The following is a 13942-nucleotide window of genomic DNA, read 5'->3' on the forward strand; positions in this document are numbered from 1 at the left end:
CAGACCTCCTTCGCCTCCGTTTACGTGTATCCCGAGTTTGATGATGACATCGAGGTGGAAATCGATGCCAAAGACCTCAAAATAGATACCTACCGTTCCAGCGGCGCCGGGGGACAGCATGTCAACACTACCGATTCGGCGGTCCGCATCACCCATCTGCCTACGGGAATCGTGGTTTCCTGCCAGAACGAACGCTCCCAGATCCAGAACCGCGAAAAAGCCATGGCCATCCTGCGTTCCCGGCTCTACCAATTTTATGAGGAACAGCGCGAAGCCGAAAAGAAAAAGGAAGAGACAGGCAAAACCGATATCGGCTGGGGTAACCAAATCCGTTCCTACGTGTTCCAACCCTACCAGATGGTGAAGGACCTGCGCACCAAATATGAGGTGGGAACTGTGGACCGCGTGATGGACGGCGACCTGGACGGCTTCATCTACGCCTGGCTGAAATACAAGGCCCAGCAGAAAATGCAGTGAGCACCGCGTGAACTATAAGAAGCTGTTGCCCCGCCTCGACCTGGACCGTCTGCCTGCCCACGTGGGTATCATCATGGACGGCAACGGCCGCTGGGCAGGTCAGAAAAAGCGTCCCCGCATGTACGGCCACCGCGCCGGCGCCAGGGCCGTGCGCCAGGTGGTGGAGCTTGGCGTGGAGCTGAAGCTGGGCTACATCACCTTCTATGCCTTTTCCACCGAAAACTGGAGCCGCCCCGAAGAGGAGGTGGAGGGCTTGCTGAAGCTGCTCAAGGAATTTCTGGTGAAAGAGATCCGGGAACTGCACAGCCAGAACATCTTCGTGAACATCATCGGCAGCGAGGAGCGCCTCGATCCCGCTTACCTGGCCGAAATCAGGCAAATCGCGGCGGTCACCCGCCACAACACCGGCCTCACGGTGAACATGGCCTTCAACTACGGTGGCCGCACCGAGATCGTGGACGGCATCAAGAACCTCTTTCAACAAAACGCCGACAACCCCGACGCGATCAGAAACCTGACCCCGGAAACTTTCAACCAGTACCTCTACACCGCCGGCCAGCCCGATCCGGACCTCATCATCCGCACCAGCGGCGAAAGCCGGATTTCGAACTTCCTGCTCTGGCAGGGGGCGTATTCGGAAATCTACATCACAGACACCCTCTGGCCGGATTTTGACAAAGCCGCCTTCATCCAGGCCATGATCAATTTCCAGGGCCGAAAACGCCGCTTTGGAGGGGTTCAGAACCTATGACCACGCTGCAAAAGAGAATCGCTGTTTCTGTGGTCTTCATCCCCCTGATCCTGGCCGCCCTGTGGTTCGGCGGCCCCTGGCTGATAATCTTTTTCGCCCTGGCGGTGCTGCTTGGTTCAGGCGAATACATCTCCATGCTGCGCCGGGCCAAGTATCCGGTGCCCTGGCTCTGGATCGCCGCCTCGCTGGCCTCATACGCCCAGATAGTTTTGTTGCCTGGCTTTGAGCTGGTCACCGTCTGGGTTCTGCTGCTGCTGGCTTTTCTGGAGGCCCTGCTGCGCTGGGACGCCCAAAAGTCTGTCCTCCAGGCCGCTCTGGAACTCTTCGGGGTACTCTACGCCGCCTTTCTGCCCGCTCTCTGCGTGAGGCTGGGGCTGGAGCATCAGGAATCCCGCCTCCTTTTTGGGTTAGTAATTCTCATATGGTGTGCTGACAGCCTTGCTTACTTTGTGGGCATGAAATGGGGGAAGAAACGCGGAATCGTTAAGATAAGCCCGAACAAGTCTCTGGAGGGTTTCCTTGCCGGAGCGCTTGCCCCTTTTGTTATAGTGACTATATTATACATTGGAGAATTGTATGGCGATTTGACGCTTTTGCTGCTAACGGCTTTCGCTGCCGGATTCGTCGGCCAGCTTGGCGATTTGGCGGAGAGCACGTTGAAGCGTTTTTGCCAGGTTAAAGACAGCTCGAACCTGATACCCGGCCACGGTGGAATTCTGGATCGCAGCGACAGCATTCTGATGGCCGGATCCTTTTTATACTGTGCAACTCAGATTATACAACAAGTGAGGTAAACAACATGATCAAAAGAACACTACTGCCCCTTCTGATGCTGGGATTAATCTCCCTGATGTTCGCCCAAGCGGCTGACCTTTTTATCTCTGAATATGTGGAGGGAAGCTCAAACAACAAAGCCATCGAGATCTTCAACGGCACCGGAGCCGCCGTCGATCTGTCCAATTATTCCATGAAGCTGGCCTCCAACGGCTCTCCGACCTGGTCCACCACCAACAGCGTGACCCTTTCCGGAACCCTAGCCAACAATGATGTATTCGTGATCGCCAATGCCCAAGCAAACCCCACCATCCTTGGCGTCGCGGACATGACCCACACCGTCACCTATTTCAACGGCAACGACTGCCTGGGTCTCTTCCACGGTGATACCCTCATTGACATCATCGGCGTTTTGGGAACCGATCCCGGCACCGCCTGGCCAGTAGCTGGAACCGATGGCGCAACCCTCAACCACACCCTCATCCGCAAACCGGAAGTGGATTCCGGAAACACCGACTGGATCGCGGGAGCGGGCACAAATATGGACAACTCTGAATGGATCGTCCATCCCCAAGATTACGTAGACGACCTCGGTTCCCATACATTTGACCCAGGTGGTTCCGAGCATGTCGCCACACCTACCTTCAATCCTCCTGCCGGCGTTTATGCCCAGCCCATCTCTGTGACCATCTCTTCAACCACTCCTGGTGCCACCATCCGCTACACCACCGACGGCAGCAACCCAACCGAAACCTCCACCCAATACACCAGCCCCATTTCGCTTGATACGAATACCACCCTGAAAGCCATTGCTTTTGCCAGCGGTTTCGACCCCAGCTATGTGGCCACCGCGTCCTACATCTTCCCCCAGGTGGTGCAGAACATGACCCAACTGAGAAACCAGACCGTTGGTGACGGAACCGTTTACATGGTGGCCGGCGAAGTGATCCTCACCTTCAAGCAGAACTTCCGCAACCAGAAATTCGTGCAGGACAATGAAGCCGGAGTGCTCATAGACGACACAGCCGGAATGATAACCACGAACTATAACCTCCTGGACGGCATCACCGGGCTCACCGGCACCATAGCCTTCTACTACAACATGCTCCAGTTGACCCCAGTAGCCGATCCGGGCCCCGCCACCTCCACCAACAACACCATAGTCCCGCCTACGGTGACCATCGCCCAGATCAACGCCAACGTCGCTTCCTATCAGGCCCGGCTGGTCAGGATTGCCAACGCCCATTTCGTGGAATCCGGCACCTTTGAAACCGGCCATAACTACACTCTGGAAGACGACACCGGCACCATAGTCTTCCGCACCACCTTCTATGATGCGGATTACATTGGCGAACCCATCCCCGTCGGCAATTTCAACGTCCGTGTGCTCGTGAACCAGTTCAACCAGACACCGCAGGTGACCGCCCGCGCCCTTTCTGATTGGAGCGGAGTGCCAAACGAAGACAACGTCGCCACCCCTACCCGGCTGCTGGGTAACTATCCCAACCCCTTCAATCCCAGCACCACCATCTCCTTCACCACTGCCAAAGCTGCACCGGTCCAGATCACCATCTACAATCTCAAGGGCCAGGCCGTGAGGACCTGGAACTTGGAAACCGAAGTCGGCGGAAACCACAGCGTCCAGTGGGACGGCCTTGACGACAACGGACTTTCCCTGAGCAGCGGAGTCTATTTCTACCGCATGTTCTCCGGCGCCTATTCATCCACCCGCAAGATGGTGCTGATGAAATAATCACCTGCCCTGACGTCCGCCCGGACTGGATTCCAGCGGGCTTGCGAGCATGGATCGCGAGTGAAGCTGGCCATTAGGGTACGGACAACAGGCAACTGATATCTGGCTGGCTTGGCTGGCGCTGACGCTTTAAAGCGCGGCGTCAGCCAGGCAGCCCTTTTTGCAACATGACTTCTCGCTCTCGTGCACATTTATATTGCTTTCTGGCCATCCTCTCCTGGTCCACCATCGAATTGGCCAGCAAGTTCCTGGGGCCCGGAGTTTCGCCCTATCCCCTCACGGTCTGGCGTTTTCTGATCGGCGGTCTGGTGATCCTTCCCTTTGCCCTGCGGGGGCTGAAAACCTCTCAGCGCCGGCCGAAGCCCGCCGACCTTCTCCAAATGTGCCTGCTCGGCCTGCTCAATGTCTGCGTGAGCATGCTCTTTCTGCAGATGTCGGTTTACTACGGCAAAGCCTCTGTGAGCGCCGTGCTGGTTAGCTCCAATCCCCTCTTCGTTAGTATCTTCGCCCTCCTCATCCTGCGCGAGAAACTCTCTTTCCCCCAAATTTTCGGCCTGGCGCTGGCACTCGTGGGCATCGCCCTGCTCGTCCTCGGTGAAGGCGATTTCGGCAGTGCCAAATATCTGAATCTCCCGCTCAGCATTGCTTTGGGGCTGGTCTCTTCCCTCACCTTCGGGCTTTACACGGTGCTCACCAAACGCCTCATCGAAACCCACGGAAAAACCCTCACCAACAGTGTTTCCTTCCTGGGTGGAGCGGCCGCTCTCTTCATCTACAGCGTCGCAACTGGCAAACCTTTGCTCATTCCCTTTTCCTGGTCTTCGGCAGCCATCATGCTCTATCTGGGCGCCATAGTTTCCGGTCTGTCTTACCTGATGTTTTTTGAGGGAATGGCCCGCCTTGGCGCTGGCCAGGCCTCGCTCTATTTTTTTCTCAAGCCCGTCCTCGCCTCCCTCCTGGCCCTGCTTTTCCTGCGCGAAGCCCTCGCCCCCCTACAGCTCGTGGCTATCTTCGTCATAGTTGCTGGACTCACCCTCTCCCGCGTGCTGAAAAGCTCCCCGAACAAACTGAAGTCAAGCGGCAAGGGAGCCTCGGCTCCCGCCCCGTAAACCACCCCGTTACGTTCTTCCGGGGTGGTGGATTTGTGAGTACTAAAGGCTGTGATACCGGAACCCAAGCCTCGGAAAAGTCCCTCTCCTTTCGCCCCCGTAAAACTATTCCCACTATTTGGAGCCCCCATTTGCCACATCCCATTCATATCCCAACTACTTCCCACTAACTCAATGGCCCAGCGGGAACTGAGGGGGAGGCGGTTAGGAAGCGGACACGCAAGGGCTAAGCGTTAATCCTTATTATTTTTAAGCTCGGAGAGAACGCGGGCAGCAACCGAATCCGAGTCCAATCCCACAGCTTGGTAAAGGGCTTTGGAAGTGCCGCTGCCGGCGTAGCCCTCCACCCCGATTTTCACCAGGCGGGCGCTGAGCCCCAATTCCACTAAGCGGTCGGCTATCACAGAGCCAAAACCGCTGTGGACATTGTGGTCCTCAACGCTGAAAATCAGGCCTTTCCCGGCCGCCTGGCCGAGCGCTTCAGCATCTATCTCAAGCGGGCTGGAAACGTACACCACCTGCAGGGAAATGCCTTCTCCGCGCAACTTGTCAGACGCTCCCACGGCGTTGGCGGCGGGGGTGCCGGTAACGAACAGGGTGGCGTCCTTGCCGGAACGGAGGATATCCGCGCGTCCATACTCGAAGCCGTAGCCCGGGCCGTAACAGGGCTGGCCTGCTTCATTGCGGATGATGGGCAGTTTGGAGCGGCCCATTGTGATGATGTAGTTGCCTGGTTTGTCGATCAGCCAGCGCACCACGCGGTCGGTCTGGTTGGGGTCGGCTGGGCAGATGAGCCTGAATCCGTAAAGGTTGCGGAGCAAACCGATGTAGTCAATGCACTGGTGGGTTTTGCCGTCTTCGCCCACATCCAGTCCGACGTGGGTGAGGGCTACCTTGAGGTTGGTGTGGTTGATGTCGTTGAGGCGGTGCATGTTGTAAACTTCGTCGAGGCCAAACATGCCGAAATCCGCCCAGAAGGTCTGGATTCCACAGCTTGAGAGGGCTCCGCCCAGCACCGCGGTGTGGTGTTCCATGATGCCGGCCTGGATGAAACGGTCGGGACTCACGCTGGCAAAATCGCCCGTTTTGACGCTGCCCTGCAAATCACAATCCAGCACCACGATGGAAGTGGGGTTGTCCAGGTTGATTTTGGCCAGATCGGCGATGGCTGCGCCCCAGGCGCTGCGATTGTCGGTGCTTTGGTCATAAACGGTGGGCTGGCCTGGCTGCAGGCTGCATTTCAGTTCAAATACGCTGTGGTCGGGCTTTGCCGGGGCCTGGAAACTCGAGCGCAGCCGGCGGTAAAGCTCCATCTGGTTCGGCTGTTCCAGGCTTTGCAAAGCTTCATCGAGCTGCTCTTCGGATAGCGGGGAACCGTGGTATTTGGCGAGGTTTTCCATGAAGGGAATCCCTTTGCCCATCACTGTGTGTGCCAGGATCATGGTGGGAATCTCAGCTTTGACCGCGCTTTCCAGAGTGGATATAATCGCGCCGAAATCGTGGCCGTCGGTCTCCAGCACCTTCCAGCCGTCCGCTTCCCAGTTGCGGCGGATGTTTTGGGGCATTACGTCGCTGATGTCGCCGCAGATTTGCAGGCGGTTGTAGTCCACGATGGCGGCAAGATTGTTAAGTCCGTATTTCACGGCGAAGCGGCGGGCTTCGGAGATTTGGCCTTTCTGCTGTTCGCCGTCGCCCATGAGGGTCCAAACCCTGTAGGGAACTTTGTTCACGCGTGAAGCCAGCGCCATTCCTGCCGCGGCGGAAAGCCCCTGTCCAAGGTTGCCGCTGCTCCATTCCACGCCCGCCACCTCACGCTCGATGTGGCCTTCGAATTTGCTGCCCAGCAGCCTGAATTGCGAGATGGCCTCGTCCAGGTCATGGTATCCGTTCAGGGCCAGGGCGGCATAGACAGCGGGGGAGACGTGGCCGTTGCTCACCACGATCCTGTCGCGGTCTGGCTTGAAGGGATCGGAGGGGTCGTGCCGGATAATGCTGTACAGGGCCAGAAGGAGGTCGATGGAGGACATGGAGCCGCCAGGATGGCCGGAGGCGGCCAGGGTGGTCATGCTCAGGATGGCAGCCCGGGCTTGGTCGGCCTGGGCTTGCAGGCGGGAGATGCTGTCTTGGTTTGTCATTGGTTCTCCAAAAAATAAACGGCGGTTTATGCACACAAAAACAGGCCATTGACAGGCGGATAACTCTGGCCATAGCCTTGAAAGCTTGGTGGGGCATAGGGGGGATCGAACCCAAGACTCCCAAACGGATATATTCGGAGTTTTAAGTTACCTAAAATAGGATCTCGCCTTACTCAAATTGGATTCAATAGACTCAAGAGGGAACAAGTATGCTTCAGGAAAAGCCTTACAATAATTAAGGTATTCTTCAACATAGTCCCGAACCATTGGCTTGATATAGTCGTACTCGGACAGTTTCTCCCACCATTTCCAAAAAACATATGCGAGTGGGGTGTCATCTTGATGATGGAACGCTCTCACAGTTTCGTGAATGTAGATGCCAAAAGGAGGTGCATACTTCTCTGATTCATAAGCCTGAATCATAGGCATTCCTGATATCAGTTTATCAGTGTATTCCTTAAAAAACACCAGATTTCTATTACAATTAGTCAATCCATCTTGATAATATATAGGCCCATAGGATAATACTCCCTTAACTAAGAATGATGTTTCCATGTTAAACGTGTAAGCGATTCTTTTTTTATTATCTCTTCCGGTTGCAATATTGAATAGCAAATACATATACTCGTTTATAAATGTTAGCAATTCATTTCGTCTCTCACAGATAACGAATAATCCATCATTCATTGGAAATACGACTATATTATTATACTTATTTTTGACTTCAAGCAACCCAATGTGCATCCTCATCATATAGTATGTTCCTTTAATGGGCGCAATTGTCATAATTGATTTAGTCCCCATGATATCCACCCAAAAAACATAGGCATCAACTGGTCTGAATTCGTCTAAATTACAATAAGCCATTTTTATCTCCCTAATATTGGCTTTAAGATATAACTATTGAGATCAACATTAGAGCTTAGTATTCATTAACCAAACCGGACTAACCATGTTGAGTCCCTTTTTTGGTGTAAATTCTAACTCTTTTTTTCCATGTTGTTGAGGGCATTTTTCATTCCTCGACACTCACAATCTATGCATGGCTAAAAGCACAAATTGCATTGTTTTCATCAATGCAATACTCGTCAAGGTATTTTTTCACTTGATGCTATTTCTGATTCCGATAGTTTTGTTGCCAAAGACTAATTATCATGTAATGAGATTTCGACTATATCTGAACTCCAATTGATATCTAAGAACACCGACTTAATCCTTTCAGGCAAATCGTTATCAATCCGCTGACCACAATCAAATCAGATAGAAATGGATAAACTATCACATACTTCTCAAGTACCCCAATAACAATAAAGTGGGCAAAGGGACTCGGCTCATGACCCTCCGACTTGTAAGTTAGGGGGAAGAAAAACGGCGGTTTCCCTTATTTGTCCCACAACAAAATCGGAGAAACCGCCTGAAAGCCTGGTGGAGCATAGGGGGATCGAACCCCTGACCTCATGACTGCCAGTCATGCGCTCTCCCAGCTGAGCTAATGCCCCACGTGCTGGATAGCTTTGGCGACATTCCTTGATGGCCGGCTTTTCTGTCAAGCTGAAAGTGGGGCTGGGGATTTTGCCTTGACAAGAACAGCCGGGCGAAATTGATGGCGAATCTGCGGGGTGTAGCGCAGCCCGGTTAGCGCACTGGTTTTGGGAACCAGGAGTCGGAGGTTCAAATCCTCTCACCCCGACCACTTTGGATAGATTCAAGTGGGCGCTTAGCTCAGCTGGAAGAGCGCATGCCTTACACGCATGATGTCAGGGGTTCGAGTCCCTTAGCGCCCACCATGTCATTTTATTACAGCATTTGGGAAGTACTATGAAAATCGCCGTGACTGGGGCCAATGGCTTTGTGGGCAGCAACTTCGCCAACCATTTCCACCACCAGGGGCATGAGGTTGTGGCCATCGTGCGTCCGAAATCACCTGCTGACCTGCTCGATCCCGCCATCGCCATCCGCCGCACGGATTATCAGAACAGTCTGGAATCTGCTTTGGAAGGCGTGGAAATCCTTATCCACAACGCCGGAGCCATCCGCGCCCGCAGCTTCGCCCAAATGGTGGCGGCGAATGTGGAAACCACCCGGCGGGTCATGGAGGCCTTCAACCGTTCAGAAACGGCGAAAAGGCTGGTCTATATTAGTTCCCAGGCGGCTTCCCGCCCTTCCCGGGCGAACGAGGAAGTGACCGAATCCGAACCCTCCGCCCCGGTAGACTGGTATGGCCGGAGCAAGTTGCTCGCGGAGCGGATCATCCGGGCTGAATGCTCCAGGGAATGGGTCGTGGTGCGTCCCGTATCTATTTATGGGCCTGGGGAAAAGGATTTCCTGCAGGTCTTCAAAGCGGTAAAAGCCGGGATCAGCTTCCGGATCGGACGCCGGGAACAGTATCTGAACCTCATCCACATCGACGAACTCTACGAATTCACTGAGCTTTGCTGCTCCCATCCAGGGGCCGCGGGCGAAGTTTTTTTCGCCTCAAACGGCAAAACCTACACCCACCACGAATTCATGGCTGCCTGCGCCAAAGCTTTGGGCAGAAAGAAGACCCTGGACATCGCCATCCCAGTACCCCTGGCCGTGCTGGGCTTCCACGCCGGTGAACTCTTCGAAACCCTCACCGGGAAAGTAACTTTGCTGAACAAACAGAAGATGAAGGAAATTATCGGCGTCAACTGGGTCTGCAGCATCGCCAAAGCCAGGTCGATCCTGGGCTGGGACCCGCATCCGGACCTCGAAGCCCAATTGGGCAAAACCTTTGCCTGGTACCGGGAACACGGATGGCTGTGAAAAAGCTGGTCCTGTTGGCCGTGCTTATCCTGCTGGCGACAGCCCTCTGCGCCCAGGACGGACCTCTGCGCCTGGGCGGCAAAGCCTTTGTGCTGCCGGAAGGCTGGCCCCAAGGCTACGATCCGCCGGAAGTTCTGCTCCGGGTGAAGGTGAATCCCGACAGCACCCTCGGCCTGGTGGCTGTCCTGGACGGTAAAACAGAGCTGGAACCCCTGCTCAGCCAGCATCTGATGCTTTACGAATACATCCCCTCCAGCGATTTCCTGGCCGAATTCGACGCCATCCTGGAGATCCTGTCCCCACCGGAAATCCCCGCCCAGGCAAGCACGTGGGAGCGGGAACAACTGCTTGAGGAAATCGAGGAAACGATAGCGCGGGAAAGGGAAAGCCTGAATTTCCGCTCTCCCCTCCACCCTCCGGCTGAACAGACTGCCCTGAACAGCATTGGCGAGCCTTACCGCTCCGGTTACTATTTTTACGGATTGCCCGAAAACACGGCGAGGCTTTCCCTGAGAGGCTTTGAGCAGCGGTCCTCACTCTTCTCAAGGGGGTTTCAGGACTTGTTCGCCCTGGGCTTTCTGAACAGGCAGGAAAGCTTACTGGAACAGGCATACGGGCGCATCGACCATCCCTACCAGGTGACCCTCAGCGCCATTGAGGTGGGTATCGGGGGTTATGAACAGCTTTTCGGGCGCGGACTGCTAAGGAAAAACCGCCTCTTCGGAATTGACAGGCTCCAGCTCGGTTTCGGCTTCCTCATCCAGGACGGAGCCTGGCTGCAGCGAGATTCCGGCCGGGAAGCCGTGGTGCTCGACATCAGCCTGCCTCTGGGCAAAACCACCCTGGACCTGGCAGTTACCGATCACCGCGACATCCTCTCCCAGCGTTACCTGCGTTACGAATACTGGCGGAGTCAGGATTTCAGTGTGGAACGCCGCCACCGCACCATTTTCGCGGCCTGGCGCTCGCCCTGGCTGGACCTGGCCCTGCTCCACGAACACGACCTGGCTACAGCGGCTGTTTTCACGGACACCCTGCGCGACGACGCCCTCCGCTTCCGGGCCTGGAAGAACCTGCGGATCGGCGCCCTGAGCCTCACTCCTCTCTACGAGCGGATGTTCGTCTGGCGCGATTTCACCCTGGCCAATGATGACCACAGCGACCTTTTAGGCCTGGATATCGGCTTTGAGGCCGGGCGGATCGGCGCTGAGGCGATAGTCAGGCTGAAAGATTTCCAGCGCCTGCAAGCCTCCGCCGATCTTGACTACAGCCTGGGCCGGTTCCGGTTCGGGGCTCTGGGTTCCTTTCGCTATCGCGAGCCCGAGCCGGTGCTGCGGATCCCCAGCCCCTACAGCCCCGGGGATTCCCTGAGCCGTGTGGAGATCCGGGACGACGCCCATCTGGGCCTGTTTCTGAACTGGCTTTGGGACCAAAACTCCCTGAACCTGTCCGGCGGTAGGCGAGTTGTTTTCAACCAGCCCATCCCGTATCTGGTTCCCAACCATCAGAACCTGAATTACCTCCGCCTCGGCGCCAGGATCGACCAAACCTGGAACAACTGGAACCTGGTCTGGCAGCCGGGACTGGTCTGGCAGGGCGGCTTTTACGAACTATTCCTGGAGCCAGAGCTGCGCTACCAGAGCCATCTGAATATCAGCCGCCTGCTTTCCCATCACAACGCCCTCTTCACCGGGTTTTCCCTGCTCGGCCACAGTTCCTTTGTCACTCCCGACCCCGATTGGACGGTTTGGGAAGACGCGCTGGTGATCGACATCTGGGCCGGAGTGAAGATTGGCAGGCGCTTCGACTTTCAGGTCACCTACAAAAACCTTTTGGATTCCCGCATCTACGATGCCGAGCCCCTGCCCGGGTCGCTTCAGGCCTCCCTGCGCTGGTATTTTCTGAACTGAAATGCGCTATAAAGCTGTTATCTTCGACCTCGACGGCACCCTGATAGATTCCATGGGCCTCTGGCGCCAGGTGGACCGCGATTTCCTCCACAAACGCGGTATTCCCGTTCCCCGCGACCTTTTCGACCACCTTCCCCAGGGCAATTCATTCATCCAGACGGCACAGTATTTCAAGGACCGCTTTGGCTTGGCCGACAGCGCGGAGGAAATCATGGCCGAATGGACCGAGATGGTTGGCTGGCACTATGCCAACGACGTGAAGCTCAAGCCCGGCGCTGGAAAACTGGTGGCCAAACTCCATCAGGCAAAGGTCCCCCTCGGCCTCGGCACCAGCAATTCCCGTGAACTGGCGGAAAAAGTGCTGTCCCAGAACGGCATTTGGCACTGCTTTGCCTCCGTGGTCACCGGCGACCAGAAGCTGATGGGGAAACCCTGGCCGGACATCTATCTGAAAGGCGCCCAAGAACTTAATACCGCCCCCGCGGACATTATAGTGGTGGAGGACACCCTCACCGGCATCCAGGCCGCCAAAGCTGCCGGAATGCAGGCTGTGGCCATCTACGACTCGGATTGTGAGGAATTTCATCCCCAAATCCGGGCCCTGGCCGACGCCTTTGTGCTAACCCATACTGAACTAAGCGAGTTACTTGAATCATGACCAAACCCCTTTACATTGTCATCGGAGCCTATGGCAGCGGAAAAAGCGAATTTTCCCTTCACTTGGCCAAAACCCTGAACACGCCTGAGCATGATGTCGTTCTGGCGGATATGGACGTGGTGAATCCCTATTTCCGTTCCCGCGACGTCCAGGAAGAATACAGCGCCCTGGGTATCGAGGTCATCGCGCCCGAAGGCCAGTTCAAGCACGCGGACCTGCCCATGCTTTCGCCGCGGATCAAGGGCGCTGTGGAAAACTATGCCAAAACCGTGATTCTGGATGTGGGCGGCGATCCTGCCGGCTGCCGCACTCTGGGCCGTTTCGTTGAAGCTGTCACCCTGCGCGGCTATGAGATGCTCTTCGTGGTGAACACTTTCCGCCCTTTCACCTCAAGCGTGGAAGAGGTCCTGCGGATGAAGGAACAGCTTGAATTCGCCTCCAAACTGAAGATAACGGAGTTCGTCTGCAACAACAACCTGATGGAACACACCACCCCGGAAGTGATACAGGAGGGCATCGAAATTCTGGAGGAATGCAGCCGCCTCACCGGCCTGCCTTTCAGGCGCTATCTGGTTTTGGACGCTTACGCGGATATCGTTCCCGACGGCCTCGGCGGCAAAGAGCGCCTGGTGATGGCATACACCCTCAAAAAACCCTGGGAAGGCCTCGCCCTGAAAGGGATTTAAGCCAGCGTTCAACCTCCTGTCAAACCATCTGTTGCAAAATCTCCACACAAGTGGCTGATTTAACCGGAAATTTTCTTGACTAATATCCCGGATTTATTTATTTAGGTTGGCAAATCTTACAGGGAGACTGGTCATGAGAAACATTCTATCCTTTGCGGCAATGTTTTTGGTCTTTGTTCAGGGCTGGGCTGTCACCATTACCTCCACGGCAGCCGGGGGTAACTGGAACAATCCCGCCACCTGGGGCGGAGGCCAAATTCCCACAATGTATGACGACGTAGTGATCGCCGGCCCGGTAAAAGCCTGTGACACTCACGACTGCTTTTGCAACCATCTGACAGTCAACGCCGGTAGCTTCCTCTACGGTGGCAACGGCGGCGGATCTGAGGATGGCCTTTATGTTTACGGCAACCTGACCAACCACGGCACCATCAGAGACCATCCCTTGGGCTGGGGGATGTTACTCCGCTGTTACGGCAACATCACCAACTCCGGCTCTTTCACGCCGGAAATTTTATATTTGCATGGAACTGCGGACCAGTTTATTTCCGGCAGCGGCAACTTCTCGCCACTAAATATGAAGGACCAGGGGTCGGCAAGCCCGGTGAGGCTGCTCTCAGACCTCAGTATGGCCGGTTCCAGGATCGATCTGAACGAAGGAACTCTGGACCTCTGCGGAGGAGGCAGTCCGCACACCCTCAGCCTTTCCGGAGGCTACATCTATAACGGCTTCATCCACGGCGGCAACGGAGCCGCTTTGGCCCTCAGCAACGTGGCGAAACTTTATGATCTTGACATCGACGAGTGCGTGTTTGCGGGAACGGTGGAGATCGGCAGCGCTGTAAGCGTGGGCATCCTGCGCAATCAGGGCATAATCCAGAGCGGGAACGCGGAACTGCCGG

The 13942-nt window shown here is 55.6% G+C and carries 12 protein-coding genes and 3 tRNA genes; 12 read left to right on the top strand and 3 right to left on the bottom strand.

Features of this window, described 5'->3' with window-relative positions:
- The 5 genes from GX466_07735 to GX466_07755 form a co-directional block, all read left to right on the top strand.
- Positions 1-477: peptide chain release factor 2 (locus tag GX466_07735; protein NLH94089.1), on the top strand; the 477-nt coding region annotated here is incomplete at its 5' end.
- Between the two features lie 73 nt (positions 478-550).
- On the top strand, positions 551-1228 hold the full coding sequence (gene uppS / locus GX466_07740) for a di-trans,poly-cis-decaprenylcistransferase (GenBank protein NLH94090.1): 678 nt from the start codon (positions 551-553) through the stop codon (positions 1226-1228).
- Positions 1225-2022 (top strand): phosphatidate cytidylyltransferase, encoded by a 798-nt coding sequence (locus GX466_07745; GenBank protein NLH94091.1) that lies wholly within the window; start codon positions 1225-1227, stop codon positions 2020-2022. The genes uppS and GX466_07745 overlap by 4 nt, the downstream gene beginning before the upstream one ends.
- An 8-nt stretch (positions 2023-2030) precedes the next feature.
- The gene (locus GX466_07750; protein NLH94092.1) at positions 2031-3755 is read left to right on the top strand and encodes a T9SS type A sorting domain-containing protein; all 1725 of its coding nucleotides are present in this window, start codon (positions 2031-2033) and stop codon (positions 3753-3755) included.
- 167 nt (positions 3756-3922) lie between these two features.
- A complete protein-coding gene (locus GX466_07755; GenBank protein ID NLH94093.1) occupies positions 3923-4864 on the top strand; it encodes an EamA family transporter in 942 nt (313 codons plus the stop codon).
- A 233-nt stretch (positions 4865-5097) separates the two neighbouring features.
- Here the strand turns inward: GX466_07755 and GX466_07760 are convergent, their stop codons facing one another.
- The 3 genes from GX466_07760 to GX466_07770 all read right to left on the bottom strand — a co-directional run bounded on the left by GX466_07760 (position 5098) and on the right by GX466_07770 (position 8498).
- On the bottom strand, positions 5098-6999 hold the full coding sequence (locus GX466_07760) for a transketolase (protein NLH94094.1): 1902 nt from the start codon (positions 6997-6999) through the stop codon (positions 5098-5100).
- Positions 7000-7146: 147 nt separating this feature from the next.
- Positions 7147-7866 (bottom strand): hypothetical protein, encoded by a 720-nt coding sequence (locus GX466_07765; protein NLH94095.1) that lies wholly within the window; start codon positions 7864-7866, stop codon positions 7147-7149.
- Positions 7867-8422: 556 nt separating this feature from the next.
- Positions 8423-8498 (bottom strand) — tRNA-Ala (locus tag GX466_07770).
- A gap of 116 nt (positions 8499-8614) precedes the next feature.
- Between GX466_07770 and GX466_07775 the strand changes: the two genes are divergently transcribed.
- From GX466_07775 to GX466_07805, 7 genes are all read left to right on the top strand, one after another.
- Positions 8615-8692 (top strand) — tRNA-Pro (locus tag GX466_07775).
- Positions 8693-8710: 18 nt separating this feature from the next.
- Positions 8711-8786 (top strand) — tRNA-Val (locus tag GX466_07780).
- A gap of 31 nt (positions 8787-8817) precedes the next feature.
- Positions 8818-9786: an NAD-dependent epimerase/dehydratase family protein gene (locus tag GX466_07785; GenBank protein ID NLH94096.1), complete on the top strand. Its 969-nt coding sequence runs from the start codon at positions 8818-8820 to the stop codon at positions 9784-9786.
- Entirely contained in the window at positions 9777-11696 is a 1920-nt protein-coding gene (locus GX466_07790; GenBank protein ID NLH94097.1) for a hypothetical protein, read from the top strand. Before GX466_07785 ends, GX466_07790 begins: the two co-directional genes overlap by 10 nt.
- A gap of 1 nt (position 11697) precedes the next feature.
- Positions 11698-12354 (top strand): HAD family phosphatase, encoded by a 657-nt coding sequence (locus GX466_07795; GenBank protein NLH94098.1) that lies wholly within the window; start codon positions 11698-11700, stop codon positions 12352-12354.
- Positions 12351-13040, top strand: a complete 690-nt coding sequence (locus GX466_07800; protein NLH94099.1) for a hypothetical protein — start codon at positions 12351-12353, stop codon at positions 13038-13040. Before GX466_07795 ends, GX466_07800 begins: the two co-directional genes overlap by 4 nt.
- Before the next feature lie 133 nt (positions 13041-13173).
- On the top strand, positions 13174-13942 hold a 769-nt coding region (locus tag GX466_07805), incomplete at its 3' end, for a hypothetical protein (protein NLH94100.1).

It is taken from the genome of Candidatus Cloacimonadota bacterium (assembly GCA_012516855.1).
Taxonomy (GTDB): domain Bacteria; phylum Cloacimonadota; class Cloacimonadia; order Cloacimonadales; family Cloacimonadaceae; genus Syntrophosphaera.